General features: G+C 70.6%; 15 protein-coding genes. 12 read left to right on the forward strand and 3 right to left on the reverse strand.

Annotation, left to right across the window (positions count from 1 at the left end):
* Positions 1-7: 7 nt before the first annotated feature.
* Positions 8-3,802: a multifunctional oxoglutarate decarboxylase/oxoglutarate dehydrogenase thiamine pyrophosphate-binding subunit/dihydrolipoyllysine-residue succinyltransferase subunit gene (locus RE421_RS08705; protein WP_309808818.1), complete on the reverse strand. Its 3,795-nt coding sequence runs from the start codon at positions 3,800-3,802 to the stop codon at positions 8-10.
* Positions 3,803-3,989: 187 nt separating this feature from the next.
* Here RE421_RS08705 and RE421_RS08710 point away from each other — a divergent pair, with 187 nt between their 5' ends.
* The 6 genes from RE421_RS08710 (at position 3,990) to RE421_RS08735 (ending at position 10,845) form a co-directional block, all read left to right on the forward strand.
* Positions 3,990-5,426 carry a GuaB1 family IMP dehydrogenase-related protein gene (locus RE421_RS08710; RefSeq protein ID WP_309808820.1) on the forward strand — a complete coding sequence of 479 codons (1,437 nt, stop codon included), beginning with the start codon at positions 3,990-3,992 and terminating at the stop codon, positions 5,424-5,426.
* Between the two features lie 181 nt (positions 5,427-5,607).
* Positions 5,608-6,966, forward strand: coding sequence for a hemolysin family protein (locus RE421_RS08715; RefSeq protein ID WP_309808823.1), 1,359 nt, complete (start codon positions 5,608-5,610; stop codon positions 6,964-6,966).
* Entirely contained in the window at positions 6,963-8,033 is a 1,071-nt protein-coding gene (locus tag RE421_RS08720) for a hemolysin family protein (protein WP_309808825.1), read from the forward strand. The genes RE421_RS08715 and RE421_RS08720 overlap by 4 nt, the downstream gene beginning before the upstream one ends.
* 99 nt (positions 8,034-8,132) lie before the next feature.
* Positions 8,133-9,128, forward strand: coding sequence for a metal ABC transporter substrate-binding protein (locus RE421_RS08725; protein ID WP_309808828.1), 996 nt, complete (start codon positions 8,133-8,135; stop codon positions 9,126-9,128).
* 5 nt (positions 9,129-9,133) lie between these two features.
* Positions 9,134-10,021, forward strand: coding sequence for a metal ABC transporter permease (locus tag RE421_RS08730; RefSeq protein WP_309808830.1), 888 nt, complete (start codon positions 9,134-9,136; stop codon positions 10,019-10,021).
* Positions 10,018-10,845 (forward strand): metal ABC transporter ATP-binding protein, encoded by an 828-nt coding sequence (locus tag RE421_RS08735; RefSeq protein WP_309808831.1) that lies wholly within the window; start codon positions 10,018-10,020, stop codon positions 10,843-10,845. The genes RE421_RS08730 and RE421_RS08735 overlap by 4 nt, the downstream gene beginning before the upstream one ends.
* Here the strand turns inward: RE421_RS08735 and RE421_RS08740 are convergent.
* Positions 10,812-11,216 carry a Fur family transcriptional regulator gene (locus RE421_RS08740; protein ID WP_309808833.1) on the reverse strand — a complete coding sequence of 135 codons (405 nt, stop codon included), beginning with the start codon at positions 11,214-11,216 and terminating at the stop codon, positions 10,812-10,814. The two genes, RE421_RS08735 and RE421_RS08740, sit on opposite strands and share 34 nt — an antisense overlap.
* A 127-nt stretch (positions 11,217-11,343) precedes the next feature.
* Between RE421_RS08740 and RE421_RS08745 the strand changes: the two genes are divergently transcribed.
* The 3 genes from RE421_RS08745 (at position 11,344) to RE421_RS08755 (ending at position 13,516) form a co-directional block, all read left to right on the forward strand.
* Positions 11,344-12,024 carry an MBL fold metallo-hydrolase gene (locus RE421_RS08745; RefSeq protein WP_309808835.1) on the forward strand — a complete coding sequence of 227 codons (681 nt, stop codon included), beginning with the start codon at positions 11,344-11,346 and terminating at the stop codon, positions 12,022-12,024.
* Positions 12,012-13,001, forward strand: coding sequence for a sulfurtransferase (locus tag RE421_RS08750; protein ID WP_309808837.1), 990 nt, complete (start codon positions 12,012-12,014; stop codon positions 12,999-13,001). Before RE421_RS08745 ends, RE421_RS08750 begins: the two co-directional genes overlap by 13 nt.
* An 86-nt stretch (positions 13,002-13,087) precedes the next feature.
* The gene (locus RE421_RS08755; protein ID WP_309808839.1) at positions 13,088-13,516 is read left to right on the forward strand and encodes an HIT family protein; all 429 of its coding nucleotides are present in this window, start codon (positions 13,088-13,090) and stop codon (positions 13,514-13,516) included.
* Between the two features lie 72 nt (positions 13,517-13,588).
* Here RE421_RS08755 and hrpA read toward each other — a convergent pair whose 3' ends face one another.
* Positions 13,589-17,704, reverse strand: a complete 4,116-nt coding sequence (gene hrpA, locus RE421_RS08760) for an ATP-dependent RNA helicase HrpA (RefSeq protein ID WP_309808841.1) — start codon at positions 17,702-17,704, stop codon at positions 13,589-13,591.
* 297 nt (positions 17,705-18,001) lie between these two features.
* Between hrpA and RE421_RS08765 the strand changes: the two genes are divergently transcribed.
* From RE421_RS08765 to RE421_RS08775, 3 genes are read left to right on the forward strand one after another with little or no spacing between them, the layout of a single operon-like run.
* Complete coding sequence (locus RE421_RS08765; protein WP_309808842.1) at positions 18,002-19,030, forward strand: ABC transporter substrate-binding protein; 1,029 nt, start codon at positions 18,002-18,004, stop codon at positions 19,028-19,030.
* A 10-nt stretch (positions 19,031-19,040) separates the two neighbouring features.
* Positions 19,041-20,021: an ABC transporter permease gene (locus tag RE421_RS08770; protein ID WP_309808845.1), complete on the forward strand. Its 981-nt coding sequence runs from the start codon at positions 19,041-19,043 to the stop codon at positions 20,019-20,021.
* Positions 20,021-20,812, forward strand: coding sequence for an ABC transporter ATP-binding protein (locus tag RE421_RS08775; protein ID WP_309808847.1), 792 nt, complete (start codon positions 20,021-20,023; stop codon positions 20,810-20,812). Before RE421_RS08770 ends, RE421_RS08775 begins: the two co-directional genes overlap by 1 nt.
* The last annotated feature ends 4 nt before the right edge of the window (positions 20,813-20,816 follow it).

The following is a 20,816-nucleotide window of genomic DNA, read 5'->3' on the forward strand; positions in this document are numbered from 1 at the left end:
GGTGCCGTCAGCGGCCGAAGGCCTCGTCCAGCAGGATGGAGGCCTCGTGGTCGTGGCGGACCTTGGAGCCGGCCGACGTGGAGGCGGAGGCGGGACGGGCGACGAGGGTCACCGTCCGGTCCAGCACCGGCAGCAGGTTCAGGGCCATGAACGGCCACGGCCCCTGGTTGGCCGGCTCGTCCTGGACCCAGACCACGGAGGCGTTCGGATACTTCGCGAGCTCGGCCGCGATCTCCTCCTGCGGCAGCGGGTACAGCTGCTCCACGCGGATGATGGCGGTCCTGGTGTCACCGTCCTTCTGGCGGCGGGCCAGCAGGTCGTAGTACAGCCGGCCGGAGACCAGCAGCACCTTGTCCACCGACGAGGAGGCCTCGTGGTCCGGGATGACCGCCTGGAAGCGGCCCCGGGTGAAGTCCTCCACCGGGGAGGCGGCCGCCTTCAGGCGCAGCAGCTGCTTCGGGGTGAAGACGATCAGCGGACGGCGCGGGCGGGAGTAGGCCTGCTCGCGCAGCAGGTGGAAGTGGTTCGCCCCGTTCGAGGGGTTGGCCACGCGCATGTTGTCCTGCGCACACATCTGCAGGAATCGCTCGATCCGGGCGGAGGAGTGATCCGGGCCCTGACCCTCGTAGCCGTGCGGCAGCAGCAGCGCGAGCGAGGAGTTCTGGCCCCACTTCTGCTCGGAGGAGGAGAGGAACTCGTCGATCACGGTCTGCGCGCCGTTGACGAAGTCACCGAACTGGGCCTCCCAGAGCACCAGGGCATCAGACCGCTCCACGGAGTAGCCGTACTCGAAGCCCATGGCCGCGTACTCGCTGAGCAGCGAGTCGTACACCCAGAACTTGGCCTGGTCGGCGGAGAGGTTCCTGATCGGCGTCCACTCGTCGTCCGTGACGCGGTCGTGGAAGACGGCGTGGCGCTGCACGAAGGTGCCGCGGCGCGAGTCCTGGCCGGCCAGGCGGACCGGGACCCCCTCCATCAGCAGGGACCCGAAGGCCGCCAGCTCGGCGAAGCCCCAGTCGATGTCCCCGTTGACGGCCATCTTGGCCCGCCGCTCCAGCAGCGCCTTCAGCTTCGGGTGGACGGTGAAGTCCTCCGGGATCTCCAGGTGCGCCTGGCCGATCCGCTGCAGGGTCTCCTCGGAGATCTTGGTGCCGTCCGCCGGGGCCGGCGGCATGCGGTCCTCGCTGTCCGTGGTCTTCTCCAGTCCGGAGCCGATCACCGGGATCGGGGAGGTCTGCGCGTCATGGGTCTCCGAGAACACCCGCTCCAGCCGCTGCTGGTAGTCCTTGAGCGCCGAGTCGGCCTCGTCCTGGGTGATGTCCCCGCGGCCGACGAGGTTCTCCACGTACAGCTTGCGCACCGAGCGCTTCTGCTCGATCAGGTTGTACATGCGCGGCTGGGTCATCGAGGGGTCGTCACCCTCGTTGTGCCCGCGGCGGCGGTAGCAGATCATGTCGATCACGACGTCCTTGTTGAACCGCTGCCGGTACTGGTACGCCAGCTGGGCCACGCGGACCACGGATTCGGGATCGTCGCCGTTGACGTGGAAGATCGGGGCCTGGATGGTCTTGGCCACGTCCGTGGCGTAGACCGAGGACCGGGCCGCGGACGGCGGGGTGGTGAAGCCGACCTGGTTGTTGACCACCACGTGGATGGTGCCGCCCGTGCGGTAGCCGCGCAGCTGGGACAGGTTCAGGGTCTCGGCGACCACGCCCTGGCCGGCGAAGGCCGCGTCCCCGTGCACCAGGATGGGCAGCACCGAGTAGGAGTTCACGGACTCCCCTCCGCGGTCCAGGCGGTCCTGCTTGGCGCGGACCACGCCCTCCAGGACCGGGTCCACGGCCTCCAGGTGGGAGGGGTTGGCGGCGAGGTAGACCTTGGTGCGGTTGCCCCGGTCGGAGGTGAAGGTGCCCTCGGTGCCGAGGTGGTACTTCACGTCACCGGAGCCCTCCACGGAGCCCGGGATGGCGGTGCCCTCGAACTCGCGGAACACCTGCGCGTAGGTCTTGCCCGCGATGTTGGTCAGGACGTTGAGGCGGCCGCGGTGGGCCATGCCGATCGCGACCTCGTCCAGGCCGTCATCCGCGGCGCCGGAGAGCACGCCGTCCAGCAGGGCGATCAGCGACTCGCCGCCCTCGAGGGAGAACCGCTTCTGTCCCACGAACTTGGTCTGCAGGAAGGTCTCGAACGCCTCGGCCGCGTTGAGCCGGCCCAGGATGCGCAGCTGCTCCTCGCGGTTCGGCTTGGCGTAGGGATGCTCCAGCTCGTCCTGGAACCACTTGCGCTCCTCGGGATCCTGGATGTGCATGTACTCCACACCGGTGTTGCGGCAGTACGCGTCCCGCAGGACACCGAGGATGTTGCGCAGCGGCAGCATCGGCTGGCCGCCGAACCCGCCCGTGGGCCACTCGCGGTCCAGGTCCCACAGCGTCAGCCCGTGCTCCAGGATGTCCAGGTCCGGGTGCTTGCGCATGATGTACTCGAGCGGGTCCACGTCCGCGATCAGGTGGCCGCGGACGCGGAAGGCGTGGATCATCTGCTGGATGCGGGCGACCTTGTTGATCTGGTCTTCCGGGTTGACCTGCACGTCCGGCCTCCACTGCACCGGCTCGTAGGGAATGCGCAGGGACTCGAAGATCTCCTCGTAGAAGCCCTGCTCGCCCAGCAGCAGGCCGTGGATGAGCTTGAGGAACTCGCCGGACGCGGCACCCTGGATGACGCGGTGGTCATAGGTGGAGGTCAGCGTGATCGTCTTGGAGACGGCCAGGCGGTTGAGCGTCTTCTCGGACGCCCCCTGGAACTCGGCCGGGTAGTTCAGGGCGCCGACGCCGATGATGGCCGCCTGGCCCTCGGACAGCCGGGGCACGGAGTGCACGGTGCCGATGCCGCCCGGGTTGGTCAGGGAGACCGTGGTGCCCGCGTAGTCGTCCAGGCCCAGCTTGTTGTCCCGGGCGCGGGCGACGAGGTCCTCGTAGGCGCGCCAGAACTCGATGAAGTTCAGGGACTCGGCGCCCTTGATGTTCGGAACCACGAGGGTGCGCGAACCGTCCTTCTGCGGCAGGTCGATGGCCAGGCCGAAGTTCACGTGTGCCGGCTGGACGGCCGAGGGCTTGCCGTCCACCTCGCGGTACAGCACGTTCATGGCCGGGTACTGGGCCAGGGCGCGGATCAGGGCGTAGCCGATGAGGTGGGTGAAGGAGACCTTGCCGCCGCGGCTGCGCTTGAGATGGTTGTTGATGACCACGCGGTTGTCGATCAGCAGCTTGGCCGGCACGTCACGCACCGTGGTGGCGGTGGGCATGGACAGGGAGGCATCCATGTTCTTGGCCACCGCGCGGGCCATGCCGCGCAGCGGCGTGACCTGGTCCTCGACGGCCTCGGCCGAGCCCTTGCCCTGCTTCTTGGACTTCTCCGGCTCGGAGGGCACCGGGGCGGTCGACGGGGCGCCGGACTTCTTCACGGCGGGGGAGGCCGAGGCGGCGGAGGGTGCGGCCTCCTGCGCGGGCTGGGACGGCGCCGCCGGGGCGGACTTCTGAGCGGGCTGGGCGGCCGGCTTCTTCTCCTGCGTCGGCGCCGGCTTCTGGGCCTGCTGGGAGTTGCGCTTGCCGGAGTCCTGGGGGGTGTCCTTCACCGTGGAGGCGGTGCCGCCGGAGCCGGGGGCGGCCTCGAGGCGCTCGAAGATCTGGACCCACTTGGCATCCACGGAAGACCTGTCCGCCTTGTACTTGTCGTAGATTTCCGCGACGAGCCATTCGTTTCCGGGAAATTCCGCGGAAAGCCGGTCGGACGTGAGTTCTGGCACGGTGGTAACGCCTCTTCCGTAGTCTGTTGTGGTTCACCGGCGATAGCATCCCTGCTGCGCGCCCCGCTCCGGTCCGGTCTCTCGGCGCGCCTCGTCCAAGCATAGTGATACTTCGGCATCAGGTTCCAACGCCCACGCGGATATTCCGCCAGCGGCTCAGTCGGCTGCTCCGTGACACGATGAGGGCATGGAATTCCTCACGACGCCCACCACCGACCTGACCTACGCGGACGTCTTCCTGGTCCCCTCGAAGTCCGAGGTCACCAGCAGGATGGACGTGGACATCTCGGCCGACGACGCCACGGGGGCCACCATCCCCCTGGTGGCCGCCAACATGACCGCCGTGACGGGACGCCGCATGGTGGAGACCATGGCCCGGCGCGGCGGGCTGGGGATCCTGCCCCAGGACGTCCCGCTCGAGGTCATCGAGCAGGTGGCGCAGTGGGTGAAGCGGCGCAATCCGGTGTTCGAGACCCCCCTGAAGGTGCAGCCCACGGACACCGTGCTGGACGTGCTGCACCTGTTGGGCAAGCGCAACCACCCGGCGGCGTCGGTGGTCTCGGAGGACGGCGCCTTCGCCGGGATCGTGCGCCTTCAGGACTGTGAGGGCGTGGACCGCTTCTCCTCCGTGGCCTCCGTGCTGCGGCAGCCCTCGCTGACCTTCCAGGCGGAGCGGTTCCCCTCGCTGCAGGAGGCGTTCGTCCAGATGGACTCCGCCGGGGTGCCCTACGCCCCCGTGCTCTCCGGGACCGCGCTGGTCGGTGCCCTGACCCCCGCGGGCGCGCTGCGCTCGGGGATGTTCGCCCCCGCGCTGGACGGTGCGGGCCGGCTCCGGCTGGGCGCCGCCGTCGGGATCAACGGGGATGTGGCCGGCCGGGCCGCCGCCCTGGTGGACTACGGGGTGGACGTGCTCGTGGTGGACACCGCCCACGGACACCAGCAGAAGATGCTGGACGCCCTCGCCGCCGTGAAGGCACTGGACCTGCCGGTTCCCGTGGTGGCCGGCAACGTGGTCTCCGGTGCCGGCGTGCGCGAGCTGGTGGCGGCCGGTGCGGACATCGTCAAGGTCGGTGTGGGCCCGGGTGCCATGTGCACCACCAGGATGATGACGGCCGTGGGCCGGCCCCAGTTCTCCGCGGTCCTGGACTGCGCGGCGGCCGCCCGGGACCTGGGCAAGCACATCTGGGCCGACGGCGGCGTCCGCTACCCGAGGGACGTGGCCCTGGCGCTGGCGGCCGGGGCGAGCCAGGTCATGATCGGCTCCTGGTTCGCCGGCACCGTCGAGTCCCCGGGGGACCTGGTGGTGGACGCCGACGGCCGCCAGTACAAGGAGAGCTTCGGGATGGCCTCCTCCCGGGCCGTGCAGAACCGCACGAGGTCGGAGGACGCCTACTCGCGGGCGCGCAAGGCCATGTTCGAGGAGGGCATCTCCACCTCCCGGATGTACCTCGACCCGGAGCGGCCCTCGGTGGAGGACCTGCTGGACATGATCACGGCTGGCGTCCGGTCCTCCATGACCTACGCCGGGGCCACCGACCTGGAGCAGTTCCGCCAGCGGGCCGTGGTCGGCGTGCAGTCCGCGGCAGGCTATGAGGAGGGCCGACCCGTCCGGCAGTCCTGGTGAGCGGGGCCGGAATGTTCCGTATACTGGCACCACTATGGACAGACACCGATCTGGTGCCACCACCCGCCGCCGCGGATCCGGCTTGTTCTCAGCCGGTTCCGCCGCCGCCGGAACGGAGCCCTCTAGTACGTATTCCCTGAACGATCCCGCCGCCCCCGGCGCGCCGGGGGGTGGGTGCTGAGTGGAATGGCTCCTGCTCGCCGTCGGCCTGCTGCTGGTCTTCGGCACCGGATTCTTCGTGGCGGTCGAGTTCTCGATGATCGCCCTGGACGTCCCCACGGTCCAGCGGCTCGTGGACGAGGGGGACCGGGGCGCCGCGCCCCTGCTCCGCTGCCTGAAGTCCCTCTCGACCCAGCTCTCGGCCTGCCAGCTGGGCATCACCCTGACCACCCTGCTGACGGGGTACCTGATGGAGCCCTCGCTCGGCGCGCTGCTCGCCGGGCCGCTGGCCGGCCTCGGCCTCAGTGAGGCCTCCGCGGCGACCGTCTCGATCGTGGTGGCCATGACGGTGGCCACCCTGGCCTCGATGCTGATCGGCGAGCTCATCCCGAAGAACCTCTCGATCGCCCGGTCCATGGGGGTCGGTCGCGCGCTGGCCCGCCCGATGCTCGTGTTCTCCCTGGTCTTCCGCCCGGTGATCTTCGTGTTGAACGGCTTCTCCAACCGGGTGCTGCACCTGTTCGGCATGGAGGCCAAGGAGGAGATCTCCGGCTCCCGCACCCCGGAGGAGCTGTCCTCCCTGGTCCGCCGCTCCGCGGAGATGGGCACCCTGGACGCCAAGACGGCCGCCTTCGTGGACCGGACGCTGCGGTTCTCCGACCGCACCGCGGCGGACGTCATGACCCCGCGCATCCGGATGGAGTCGATCGAGGCGGACGAGCCCCTGGACTCCGTCATCGAGACGGCCCGCCGGACGGGCTACTCGAGGTTCCCCGTGATCGGCGACTCCCCGGACGACGTCCGCGGCGTGCTGCACGTCAAGAAGGCCGTGGCCGTGCCCCGTGCCAAGCGCCCCGAGCTCGTGGCGGCCACCATCATGACCGACGTCGGCCGCGTCCCCGAGACCGTGCACCTGGACCAGCTGCTCGGCGAGCTGCGCGCCTCCAGCCTCCAGGTCGCCATGGTGGTGGACGAGTACGGCGGCACCGCCGGCATGGTCACCCTGGAGGACCTCGTCGAGGAGATCGTGGGTGAGGTCTCCGACGAGCATGACCGGGTCACCCCGGGCGTGCTCCAGACCGCCTCCGGGAAGTGGTTCTTCCCTGGCCTGATGAGGCCGGACGAGATCGGGGCCCAGATCCCCACGCTCAAGGTGCCCGAGGACGGCTCCTATGACACCGTCGGCGGGTACATCATGGCCATGCTCGGCCGCGTGGCGGAGCCCGGGGACGTGCTGGAGGCGGAGGGCGGCACCCTCGTGGTGGAGCGCATGGACGGGCGCCGGGTGGACCGGGTCAAGTTCGAGCCGGCCCGAGACTCCGGAAAGCACCAGTCGGACCAGGACCTGACGGACCTGGGGAACCGGGAGGCCGCCCGATGAGCAACGACGTCATGGGCATCGTGTGGCTGGTGGTGCTGCTGATCGCCAACGCCTTCTTCGTGGGCGGCGAGTTCGCCGTGATGGGCGCCCGGCGCAGCCAGATCGAGCCGAAGGCCGAGGCCGGCCTGGGACGGGCCAAGACGGCCCTGTTCGCCATGGAGCACGTGAGCCAGATGCTCGCCGTGTGCCAGCTCGGCATCACCGTGTGCTCCCTGCTGATCCTCAACGTCTCCGAGCCGGCGATCCACCACCTGCTCGTCATCCCGCTGGAGGGCCTGGGGGTCCCGACGGCGGCCGCGGACGTCACGGCGTTCGTCATCGCCCTGCTGGTGGTCACCTTCCTGCACGTCACCTTCGGCGAGATGGTGCCGAAGAACGCGGCGGTCTCCATGGCGGACAAGGCCGTCCTGCTCCTGGCGACGCCGCTGGTCTGGCTGAACAGGGTCCTGCACCCGGTGATCGTGGCGCTGAACTGGACGGCCAACGTGGTGCTGCGGGCCTTCAAGGTGGAGCCGCAGGACGAGGTCAACTCGACCTACACCCTGGAGGAGGTGCAGTCCATCGTGGCCGAGTCCACCCGGACCGGCCTCGTGGACGACGGCTCAGGCCTGATCTCCGGTGCCCTGGAGTTCTCGGACTACGCGGCCGATGCCGTCATGGTGCCGATCGCCGACGTGGTGACGCTGCCGGCCGACGTGGCCCCCCACGCCTTCGAGAAGGCGGTGGGCCGGACCGGGTTCTCCCGCTTCGTGCTGGAGGACGCCGACGGCTCCTATACGGGCTACCTGCACCTGAAGGACGTCATGACCGTGCCGGGTGAGCGCTACCGGGAACCCGTCCCGGTGACCAAGGTCCGCTCCATGGCCAATGTGGCCGTCTCCGATGAGATCGAGGACGCCCTGAGCCTCATGCAGCGCACCGGCTCGCACGTGGCCCGCGTCATCTCGGCCGAGGGGACCACGGTCGGGGTGCTGTTCCTCGAGGACGTGCTGGAGGTCCTGGTGGGGGAGATCCACGACGCGACGCAGTCCAGCAACCCCATGAAGCTGCGGACCGCGGGGCGGTGACGCGGGGCGGCGCCGCGGGCTGGCCTTATCGCCAATCGTTCTCATTATGGTAGGTTGGAACCCGTCCTCAACCGTTGACGCCGCCTGGAAGGTCCCCGTATGAAAGCACCGTTCTCGCCCGCCCCCGTTCGCCTGCGAGGCCTGGCGGTGGTGGGCCTCGTGTCCACCGCGACGCTGGTGCTGGCGGGATGCTCGGCTGGCGGGTCAGGCGATGCGGGCGGCTCCACTGACGCGGCGGCGCGGGAGCCGGTGGCCGTGGCCACCACCACCCAGCTCGGCAGCGTCCTGGAGGACATCACCGCGTGTGCCGGGGCCGGCTCGGCCACCATCATGGGTCCGGGGGACGATCCCCATGACTTCTCACCGTCCTCCCGGCAGGTCGCCGAGATGACCCGGGCGGAGCTGGTGGTCTCCAACGGCCTGGACCTGGAGGCCGGCATGCAGACGGCCCTCGACAACGCCGAGGCCGATGGGGCCCGCCTGTTCGAGGTTGCCCCGATGGTCGAACCCCTGCCGTTCGCCGAGCACGACGGGCACTCCGGCGCCGGTCCCGACCACGCCCACGGCGGCGAGGACCCGCACTTCTGGATGGATGCGTCCCGGATGGCGCAGGCGGCCGAGCTCATCGGCGCCGAGCTCGCGGAGATCACCGGCGACGAGCAGTACGCCGAATGCGCGGCCCAGACGTCAGCGGAGCTGGAGGACGTCCACACGGAGATCCGGGATCTCCTCGCCTCGATACCGGAGGACCGCCGGACCCTGGTCACCGACCACGCGGCCTACAACTACTTCGCCGATGCCTACGGCTTGGAGATCGCCGGCGTCGTGGTCCCCGGCGGGTCCACCGATGCGGAACCGTCCTCGGAGCAGCTCGCGGTCCTGACGGAACAGATCCAGGCGGAGGGTGCCGATGCCCTGGTCACGAGCGCCGGTGGGGCGAACTCCCTGATCGAGGCCCTGTCCGCAGAGACCGACGGCGAGGTCCCCGTGGTCGAGCTGTATGAGGGTGGCCTCGGCCCCGAGGGGTCCGGTGCCCAGGCGTACGCGGACGCCATGCTGCTGAATGCCAGCACGCTGGCCGAGGCGTTGCAGTAGTCGGCATGCTCTCCGTTCTCGACTGGTTGATCGAGCCCTTCGCGCTGGGCTTCCAGCAGCGCGCCCTCATCGGCGGCCTCGTGGCGGCCCTGATGTGTTCCGTGGTGGGCGTCTGGCTGGTGCTGCGCGGCATGAGCTTCTTCGGCGACGCCTTCGTCCATGGTGTCATCCCCGGCATCGCCGCAGCGGTCCTGGTGGGTTTCTCCCCGTATCTCGGTGCAGCCATCGCTGCCGCCGCGATGGTGGGCGGTATGCAACTGATCTACCGCACCACCACGCTGAAGGAGGACACCTCCATCGGGCTGCTGTTCGTGGGCATGATGGCGTTCGGCGTCGTCCTGATCTCGAAGTCGGACTCGTATACGGGCTCCCTGACGGCCATCCTGTTCGGCGACGCCCTCGGTGTCAGTTGGGCGGACATCCGGACGCAGTCGGTCATGGCCGTCGTCGTCGTGCTCTTCGCCGTGCTGCTCTACCGGCCCCTCATGGCCTTGTCCTTCTCCCCGGCCAAGGCCCAGTCGTTGGGGATGCACCCGAGACTCACCCACGGGCTGCTGCTCGTCCTCATCGCCACCGCCGTCATCGGCAGCTTCCAGGCCGTGGGGACGTTGCTCGTGTTCGGCCTGCTGGTGGGACCGCCGGCCACCGCTGCCCTGGTCTCCCGAACGGTGCCGGTGATGATCACGTGGTCCGTGGTCATCGCGGTGCTCTCGGTCTGGTGCGGGCTGACCCTGAGCTACTACTGGGGCACGGCCGGTTCGGCGACGATGGCCCTGGTGCCGATCGTGCTGTTCTTCCTCGTGCTGGCCGTCCGGGAGGCGGTCCGTCGCCTGCGCCGGCGAGGGCGCCCGGTCGAGTCTGCGCCGGCGGCGCGCCAGGAGGCGGGAGCATGAGCGACTTCATCGTGGAGGCGAAGGACATCGTCCTCGCCTATGGACACCAGGTGGCGCTGCACTCCTCGACGTTCCGGATTCCCCTCGGCGGGGTGACGGCCGTCATCGGCCCGAACGGGTCCGGCAAGTCCACGCTCCTGCAGGCGATCGCGGGAGTCCTGGAGCCGGCGTCGGGCGCGTTGACGGTGCTGGGTGGATCGGTGCGGGAGAACCGGCAGCGGATCTCCTATGTCATGCAGTCCGTGGTGTTCCCCGTGGGAACCCCGATGACGGTGCGGGACGTGGTGCGCATGGGCCGGTACCCGGCGGCCGGCTGGCTGCGGCCGTTCTCCCGGGCGGACCGCGCCGCGGTCACGGAGGCCATGGAGCAGATGAAGGTCCAGGACCTGGCCGGCCGCCACCTCGACGAGCTCTCGGGGGGCCAGCGTCAGCGGGTCTACGTGGCCCAGGGGCTGGCGCAGGGCCATGAGGTGCTGATGCTGGACGAGCCGATGACGGGGCTCGACATCACCTCGGCCCGCACCATCGACCGGATCATCCACGCCGAGACCACGCACGGGCACTCCGTGGTGCTGACCACGCATGACCTGGACGAGGCCCGCGCGGCCGACCACGTGATCCTGGTGCACGGCCGGGTCGTGGCGTCCGGTCGCCCGGAGGAGGTCATGACCCGGGCCAACCTGGAGGCCGTCTACGGGCTGGGGTCCCTGCACGGCCCCACCTCGCTTGACGGCGAGCCGGGGACGGCGGTCCCCCTGCTGGTGGACCCGGACTGCTCGGCCGAGGAGCTTCAGGAACGGGAGCAGTCGGGGCAGATCCCGTAGATCTCCACGGTGTGCTCGACCTCGGTGAAGCCGTGTTCCTCCGCGGTGCGGGCCGCCCAGGCCTCCACGGCCGGGGCCTCGATCTCCACGGCCCGGCCGCAGCGTCGGCACACGAGGTGGTGGTGGTGGGTCTGGGCCTCGCACCGGCGGAAGAGTGATTCGCCGTCGTCCGGGTTGAGCACGTCCACGAGCCCGTCCTGCTGCTGTTGCTGGAGGATGCGGTACACGGTGGCCAGGGAGACCTGTTCGCCGCGCTCCTTGAGGAGGGCGAAGAGCTCCTGGGCGCTGACGAAGTCCTCGATCTCGTCCAGGGCCTGGTTCACGGCGGTCTTCTGCCGGGTGGAGCGGCTTTTCACGGGTCCGGCGTTCATCGATCCGAGACTACCAGCGGGGCGGCCGGCGGGTGGCCGGGCCGGTGGAGGAGGGGGAGCGAGGACGGCTGAGGGGCGGATGATCAGGGGCCTGACGTGGAGGCACGGTAGGGGATAGGGTGGTCCGGTGCCTACCGAGATTGCCCTGACCAAGTTTGGACACGCCTGCATCCGACTGGAGAAGTCGGGGCGGCGCCTGGTGATCGATCCGGGGACCTTCACCGACGTCCCCGCGGCCCTCGAGGGGGCCGAGCACATCCTCGTGACCCACGAGCACGCCGACCACCTGGACGAGACCCCCGTGCTGGCGTATCTGGCCGCCGAGCCGTCCGTGACGGTGCGGGCACCGGCGGCGCCGGCGGCGCGGCTGGCGGCGGCCGCCGCGGAGGCCGGCCTGGACCCCGCGCGGATCATCGCCACCGGCCCCGGTGAGCAGTTCGAGACGGCGGGCTTCGCCGTCCGCACCGTGGGCGGCCAGCACGCCGTGATCCATCCGCAGATCCCCGTGGTGGCCAACACCGGTTACGTGCTCGACGGCCTCGTCTACCACCCGGGGGACAGCTATATGGTCCCGCCCGGCCCCGCGCCGGACACCGTGCTGGTCCCCTTGAGCGCGCCCTGGAGCAAGCTCGCCGAGATGCTGGACTTCATCACCGCCGTGCGTGCCCGGCAGGTCATCCCGGTCCATGACGGACTGCTCAACGGCCGCGGGCTGGCCATGTACCGCAAGCACGCCGGCACCTTCGCCGAGCGCTACGACTCCGTGCTGACGGTGCTGGAGGAGGGGGAGAGCACGTGGATCGGTTGACGGGCCAGGCACCCTCCGGGCACCCCGCACCGCGGACGCCCGTGCTCGTCGACGTGGCGGTGCTCGCCGCCTGGCAGGGACGGTCGCGGCCGGCTGCGGCACAGAACGAGCAGGACGGGCAGGCCGGGCAGGACCGGCCGGAGGGGCCGGGCCGGGGCTTCGTGGCCGCGGCGCCCGCCCCGGCGGCGGACACCCTCAAGGTCCTCGACGTCCGGTGGACGGCGCTGGGCGCCGTCGACGGTCATGAGGAGTACCTCCGGGGACACGTCCCCGGGGCGGTGTACGTGAGCATGAACAGCCAGCTGGCCGGCCACGATGGTCCACGGGAGGGCCGGCACCCCCTGCCCCATCCCGCCCGCTTCGGGGACACCGTCCGGATGCTCGGGCTCAATGACGAGGACACGGTGGTGGTCTACGACGACGCCCACGGCACCTCCGCGGCCCGGGCCTGGTGGCTGCTGCGGCACGCGGGGATGGAATCGGTCTACCTGCTCGACGGCGGCCTGTCCGCCTGGCGCCAGGCCAACCTGCCGCTCCAGGCCGGCGACGTCATCCCGCGGCCGGGAACGGCGCGGACCACGTGGGGCCAGATGCCGGTGCTCGGCCTTCAGGACGCCGCGGAGCTTCCCGACCAGGGGCTGTTGCTGGACGCCCGGACCGCGGAACGCTACCGCGGGGAGTCCGAACCCCTGGACCCGCGGGCGGGACACATCCCCGGGGCCGTCAGCGCGCCGACGCTGGACAACGTGGACCACACCGGCCGGTTCCGCCCGGCGGACGAGCTCCGCGAGAGGTTCCGGCAGCTGGGGGCGCATCGGGCCGGTGCCGTGGGCGCCTACTGCGGCTCCGGCGTGAGCGCGGCGCACGAGATCGCCGCCCTGCACGTGGCGGGCATCCCGGCGGCCCTGTACCCGGGCTCGTGGTCGGCGTGGTCGAACACCCCGGGTCGGCCCGTGGCCACGGGGGAGCGGCCGTGACGCCGGCCCCCCGTGGACCGATGCCGGTTCCGCGGGGGAAGATCGAAGCAGCAATGAGCCAGAGACCCCGTCCAGGAGGCGCCACCATGACCACCGTCTTCACCCGCATCATCAACGGCGAGCTGCCCGGCCGCTTCGTCTGGAAGGACGAGACGTGCGTGGCGTTCCTGTCCATCGGGCCGCTGACCCACGGTCACACCCTCGTGGTGCCGCGCGCCGAGGTCGACCTGTGGACGGAGGCCGAGCCGGAGCTCGTCTCCCACCTCGTGCGGGTGGCCCAGGCCATCGGCACAGTCCAGGTGGAGGCCTTCACCGCGCAGCGCGCCGGGCTGATGGTGGCCGGCTACGAGGTCCCGCACCTGCACGTGCACGTCTGGCCGTCCAATTCTCTGGAGGACTTCGACCTGGACCAGGTGGACAACCACCCGGATCCGGCCGACCTGGATGAGGCCGCCGAGAAGATCCGCGCCGGGCTCCGGGTGGCGGGGCACACGGAGTTCGTGCCCGAGGACTAGCCCCACCAACATCCCGATCTGAGTCCCACGGAATGGCCCTGTCGGTGCGTTCGGGGGGTCAATTCGTGGGACTCAGTCTCCGGGGTGCGCGGCCTTGAGGGCCTGACGCACGCGCTTGTCCGAGACGGAGACCGCGGTGCCCAGGTCCTGGGCGAAGTAGCTGACCCGCAGCTCCTCGATCAGCCAGCGCACCCCGTCCAGGGCGGGCGGGGTCGCCCGGCCGGCGGGGAGCGACTGGACGGCCGCATCGAAGGCGTCCTCCAGTTGCTGCACCACGGCCATGTCCCGGGCGTCCCGCTGGACCTGGCCGCCGGCCTTCAGCTTCTCGATGCGCCGCTGCATGCCCTGCAGGTACCGGGGAAGGTGCTGCAGGTGCGCCCAGCCCGTGGCCGCGATGAAGCCCGGGAACACGAGCTGCTCTAGCTGGGCCTTGAGGTCGTTCAGGGCCGGTGCCATGGCCAGCGAGACGGTGCCCTTGAGCTCCTTGCGGACCTGCGTGGCGCGGCCGAGCACCTGGGCCACCAGGGCCGTGACGGTGAAGACCGTCTCGATCAGCTCCGCGCGCACCGTGGTGAACAGCGCGCGGAACTCCGCCTCCGTGAACGGCAGGGACGCGGGCACCAGCCGGTCCACGGCCGCCCGGGTGCAGTCGGCGATGACCTCGGCCACCGAGCCGTGCGGGTTCTGCGTGAACACCAGCTTCTCCCGCTGGTCCAGGTGGTCCAGGACGTACCGCCGCGGGCTGGGGACCAGCGCCAGCAGCAGGTTCACGACGCCGGCCCGGTGCGCGGCCTGTTGGTCCGCCTCGGTGCGGAACACGGTCAACCCCGCGGCCGGCGCGCCGTCCCGGCCCGTCTCCGGGGTCAGGGCGGGGTAGCCGGTGATCCGCTGGGTGCCGGACCCCGCGCGGACCGTCGTGTCGATCTTCCGCGGGATGTCCCCGACGGTCCAGTCCGTCAGGCCGTGCCGCTCGTCGAACGCCGTGGAGCCGCTCGCCGGGACACCCGGAGCACCCGCGGCACCCGGGCGAGCCATCGCGGGGGAGGGGGCGCCGCCGTCGGGCCGGGGCTGCTCCACTGCATGGCCGACCGATGAGCGGCTGTCCCGGGGCGAGCGGTCCGCCGAGGCGCGGGCCAGGGACTCGGCGATCGCCGAGCGGTTCGCCCCGGCCAGCCGCTCCTGCAGGGCGACGAGGTCCTGCCCCGCGCCCATGACGGCGCCGCGGGCGTCCACCACGCGGTAGTCCGGCACCAGGTGCGCCGGGACGGCCGCCAGGTCCCAGGAGCCCGGCGGGATGAGCACGCCCTTCATCCGGCGCAGGGTCAGCTCGAGGGCGGGCAGCAGCTCGTCCGTGGCCGGGTCGGCCTCCTGCGCCAGCTGCTCGACGGCGGCGCGCGCCACGTCCGGGGCGGGCACGAAGCTCTTGCGCACCGCCTTGGGCAGCGACCGGATGAGGGCGGTCACCAGCTCCACCCGCAGCCCCGGCACAAGCCAGCGGAACCGCTCCGGGTCCATCTGGTTGAGCATCAGCACGGGGATCGTGACGGTGATGCCGTCGGACTCCCCGGCCCCGGCCGCGGGGTTGTAGTCGTAGGACAGCGTCAGGTCGATCCCGCCGCCGGGCGTGGGGTGGTGGAATACCGTGGGGAACTGGTCCGCGTCCAGCTCCTGCGTGTCCACGGCCAGCAGGGACTGGGGATCGAGGTCGAGCAGGTCCGGGGTCCTCTGCCGGGCCTTCTTCCACCAGGAGTCGAAGTGACGCTCGGAGACCACGGTGGCGGGCAACCGGGCGTCGTAGAACTCGAACAGGTCCTGGTCGGACACGCGCAGGTCGCGGCGGCGCATCCGCGTCTCGAGGTCCTCCACCTCGTCCAGGGCCTTCCGGTTGCGGGCGAAGAAGTGGTGCCGGGTCTTCCAGTCGCCCTCCACCAGGGCATGGCGGATGAACAGCTCCCGGGAACCAGCCGGGTCGATCCGCCAGAACTGGACCTGGCGGTCCGGGACCAGGGTGACACCGAACAGGGTGACCTTCTCCCGCGCGACCACCGAGCCGGAGCGCCGGGACCAGTGCGGCTCGTTGTAGGTCCTCTTCGCCAGGGCGCCGGCGGCGTCCACGGCCCACAGCGGGTCGATCTTCGCCACCATCCGGGCCCACAGCCGGGACGTCTCCACGAGCTCGGCGGCCATCACGAAGGCATGCCGCTTCTTGAACAGGGCCGAGCCCGGGAACACCGCGAACCGCGTGTTGCGGGCGCCCTGATAGTCGCGCTTGCGCTCGTCCCACGCCCCGATGTGGGAGAGCAGGCCGGTCAGCAGGGAGCGGTGCACCGGTTCGTGCTGGCCCACCGGGTCGACGGGCCCGGCGGACACCGAGATGCCCAGGGGCTTGGCCAGCTGGCGCAGCTGCTGGACCAGGTCCTGCCACTCCCGCACGCGCAGGTAGTTGATGTACTCGGTGCGGCACATCCGGCGGAACTGGTTGCCGGAGAGCTCCTTCTGCTGCTCGCGCAGGTACGACCACAGGTTCAGCAGGGCGGAGAAGTCCGAGTTCTCGTCCTTGAAGCGGGCATGCTGTTCGTCCGCCTGGGCCCGTTGCTCGGTGGGGCGCTCGCGGGGGTCCTGGATCGTTAGGGCCGCCGCCAGCACCATCACCTCCCGCACGCAGCCGCGTTCGCCGGCCTCCACGATCATCCGGCCCAGCCGCGGGTCCACGGGCAGCCGAGCCAGTTTCCGGCCGACCGGCGTGATGGTGCCCTGGGGGTGGCTGCGGCCCTGCGCGTCCGGGCGGCCCGAGTTCAGGGCACCGAGCTCGGTGAGCAGGTTGGCGCCGTCGGTGACCTGCCGGGAGTCCGGCGGCTGCAGGAACGGGAATCCGCCGACGTCGGCCGGCGTGGTCGCCACGCCCATGGAGCACATCTGCAGGATGACGGCCGCGAGGTTCGTGCGCAGGATCTCCGGGTCCGTGAACTCCGGGCGGGACTCGAAGTCCTCCTGGGAGTACAGCCGGATCGCGATGCCGTCCGAGGTGCGTCCCGAACGGCCCGAGCGCTGGTTGGCGCTGGCCTGGCTGATGCGCTCGATCGGCAGGCGCTGCACCTTGGTGCGGTGCGAGTACCGGGAGATGCGGGCCGTGCCGGTGTCGATGACGTACTTGATCCCGGGCACGGTCAGCGAGGTCTCGGCCACGTTGGTGGCCAGCACGATCCGCCGCCGCCGTCCCGGCGCGAAGACCCGGTGCTGCTCCGCCATGGACAGCCGGCCGTAGAGCGGCAGGATCTCCGCGTCGCCGAGCCGTCGGTTGGCCGCGACGCGCGGGGCCAGCGCCTCGGCGGCGTCCCGGATCTCGCGCTCGCCGGAGAAGAACACCAGGATGTCCCCGTCCGGCTCACGGGAGAGCTCGTCGACGGCATCGCAGACGGCGTCCACCGGGTCCCGGGCCTCCTCCGTGTCCGACTCGCGGGCGGCGCCGTCATCCTCCGGATCGGCCGGGTCGACCGGACCGTCCTGGGGACGCGGGGTGTCCAGGGGCCGGTAGCGGATCTCGACCGGGTAGGTGCGGCCGGAGACCTCGATGATGGGGGCAGGCATGGGCTCCTCCGCCGGATCCTCCGGCGGCGTGGCGAAGTGCGCGGCGAAGGACTCCGGATCGATCGTGGCGGAGGTGATGATGACGCGCAGGTCCGGTCGCTGCGGGACGAGCCGGGCGAGGTAGCCGAGCAGGAAGTCGATGTTGAGGCTGCGCTCGTGGGCCTCGTCGATGATGATCGCCGCGTACCTGCTCAGCGTCGGGTCGTGCTGGATCTCGGCGAGCAGGATGCCGTCCGTCATGACCTTGATCCGGGTGTCCGCCGAGGTCTGGGCCGTGAACCGGACCTGGTAGCCGACGTCCGCGCCGATCTCGGTGCCCAGCTCGTGGGCGATGCGCTCCGCCACCGATCGCGCCGCGAGGCGGCGGGGCTGGGTGTGGCCGATCATCCTGCCGGCATCCAGCACGCCCTGCTGTGCCAGCTCGAGCAGCATCTTGGGCAGCTGGGTGGTCTTGCCCGAGCCCGTCTCGCCGGCCACGATCACCACCTGGTGGTCCCGGATGGTGTCCATGATGGTGTCCCGTTCGGCGGACACCGGCAGGTTCGGCGGGTACTCCACGCGGAGCGGTGAGACAGAGGTGGGGGTGGTGGCGTCGGGCATGGCACTGGCCAGTCTACGGGGATCAGTGTCACCGCCCACCCCGGATGAGGACGGGCGGGCCTGGACGAGAACGGACGGGATCAGACTCCAGGCCCTGCGCCGTGGACGAATCCGCTCCAGAGGGCGGATGTGACGGACATCAAGTCCAGAATCGGGCTCCCCCGGGTACCCAACGCGCGGCATAGGTCCCGTGTGGCGGCCGACACGTCTAGGGTGGGATACCGTCGTACTCCGGACCATCCTCGCACCGGTGCACCAGCGCCACCCGGGGTACGCCGTGGTGAAAGGACCCCTCTCATGCTCGCCAGTCATCGAACCAGCACCCGACTGCGCGGCGGTGCCCTCCTGGCCGTCTCAGCGCTCGCCCTCACCGCCTGCGGCGGCACGGACGGCGGCGGCGACGCCGGTACGGCCACCGACGGCGGCGACGCCGCCTCCGAGTCGTACTCCATCGGCGTCTCGCAGCTGGTCTCGCACCCGTCCCTGGACGCCGCCCTGACCGGCTTCGAGGCCGGGCTGGAGGAATCCGGGCTCGACGTCTCGCTGGACGTGCAGAACGCCCAGGGCGACCAGGCCACCGCCAACACCATCGCGGGCACCTTCGCCTCGGGCGACTACGACCTCGTGCTGGCCATCGCCACCCCGGCCGCCCAGGCCGCCGCCCAGGCCGTCACGGACGTCCCGGTGCTGTTCACCGCCGTGACCGATCCGGTGAGTGCCCAGCTGGTCGAGTCCAACGAGGCCCCCGGTGGCAACGTCACGGGCACCTCGGACGCCAACCCCGTGGTGGAGCAGCTGACGCTGCTGACCGAGCTGGACCCGGAGGCCGAGCGGGTCGGCATCGTGTACTCCTCCGGCGAGGCCAACTCCGAGGTCCAGGTCGAATGGGCCAAGGAGGCGGCCAGCGACCTCGGGCTGGAGATCGTGGAGGCCACGGTCTCGAATTCCTCCGAGGTGCAGCAGGCGGCGAACTCGTTGTCCGACGTCGACGCGATCTACGTGCCCACCGACAACGCCGTGGTGACGGCCCTGGAGACCCTGATCGGGGTGGCCCAGGACCGCCAGATCCCGCTGATCCCCGCCGAGGGCGACTCCGTGGAGCGCGGCGGCGTGGCCACGTACGGCATCAGCTACGAGAAGCTCGGTGCGCAGACCGCCGAGATGGCGGTCCAGATCCTGACCGAGGGCGCCGACCCGGCCTCCATGCCGGTCGAGACGCTGACGGAGCCCGAACTGTTCGTGAACCCCGAGGCCGCCGAGTCCATGGGGGTGCAGATCCCGCAGTCGATCCTGGACGAGGCCGACCACGTGGTGGGCGGGGAGTAGGCAGCAGGGCATGACCACCGCCATCGAACTGGGCGTGATCTACGCGATCATGGCCCTCGGGGTCTACGTGACCTTCCGCATCCTGGACTTCCCGGACCTGACCGTGGACGGCTCGTTCACCACGGGGGCCGCGGTCGCGGCCATCTCGATCACCCACGGGGTCGATCCCTACCTGACGTTCCTGATGGCCTTCGTCGCCGGGTTCCTGGCGGGGGTCATCACCGGACTGCTGCACACCAAGGGCCGCATCAACGGCCTGTTGGCCGGCATCCTGACCCAGATCGCCCTGTACTCGATCAACCTGCGGATCATGGCCGGGCCCAACGTCCCCCTGCTGGGGGAGGACACCGCCCTCACCCCGCTCGACGACGCCGGCCTCACCAGCGGCCTGGGCACCATCGCCATCTTCTCCGCCGTGGCGGTCCTGCTGGGGCTGGCCCTCGTCTGGTTCCTGCACACGGACATCGGTCTCGCGATGCAGGCCACGGGGGACAACGAGAAGATGATCCGGTCCTACGGGGTCAACACCGACAACCAGAAGATCCTGGGCCTGGCGCTGTCGAACGGACTCGTCGGCCTCAGCGGCGCCGTCGTCGCGCAGTACCAGGGCTTCGCCGACGTCGGCATGGGCATCGGCCTGATCATCGCGGGCCTGGCCTCGGTCATCCTCGGCCAGGCGATCTTCGGCACGAGGACGATCCTCGTCGCCGTGATGGCCGTGATCGTCGGGTCCGTGCTCTACCGGGTGGCCATCCAGCTGGCCCTCATGGCCGGGCTCGACCCGAACGACATGAAGCTGATCTCGGCCGTGCTGGTGGTCATCGCCCTGGTGGTGCCCCAGATGCCCTTCTTCCGGCGCCGCAAGGCGCTGACCAACCGGGCCGACCCGAGTGGTGCGGTCGCCGCGGGAGCCCAGGCGCCGCCGTCGCCGGCCGTCGCCGAGGCCGCCACCGGAACTGCGTCGGCAACCACTCCGGGAGGGGATCGCTGATGCTGAAGCTGGACCGGGTCGACCAGACCTTCTTCCCCGGCACCGTCAACGAGCGCCGGGCCCTGCGCGGCATCGAGCTGGACCTGGCCGAGGGCGACTTCGTCACCGTGATCGGGTCCAACGGCGCCGGCAAGTCGACGGTGCTCAACGTGATCTCGGGCGAACTGACCCCGGACGCCGGCACCGTGCGGATCGACGGCCGTGACGTCACCAAGGTCAAGGACTACCGCCGTGCGGACGTGGTCGGGCGGGTCTTCCAGGACCCCATGGCGGGCACCGCCCCGCACCTGACCATCGAGGAGAACATGGCGATCGCGGACAAGCGGGGGACCGCCCGCCTGTTGGGCCGCGGGGTCAGCAACGCCAAGCGTCGTCGCTTCGCCGAGGAACTGGCCATCCTGGAACTGGGCCTGGAGGACCGCCTCAAGGCCAAGGTGGGACTGCTCTCCGGCGGCCAGCGGCAGGCGCTGAGCCTGCTGATGGCCACGTTCTCGGACCCGCGGATCCTGCTGCTGGACGAGCACACCGCCGCGCTCGACCCCCAGCGGGCCGAGCTCGTGACCCGGCTGACCGAGCAGATCGTCACGGACAAGAGGCTCACCACCCTGATGGTCACCCACAACATGGACCAGGCGCTGCGCGTGGGCAACCGGCTGGTGATGATGCACGACGGCCGGATCATCCTGGACCTGGACGAGGAGCAGAAGCGCGGCAAGACGGTCGCCGACCTGCTCTCGGAATTCGAGAAGATCAAGGGCGCCACGCTGGACGACAAGACCCTGCTGCAGTAGGAGA

The organism is Citricoccus sp. I39-566 (assembly GCF_031432995.1).
Lineage (GTDB): Bacteria > Actinomycetota > Actinomycetes > Actinomycetales > Micrococcaceae > Citricoccus > Citricoccus nitrophenolicus_A.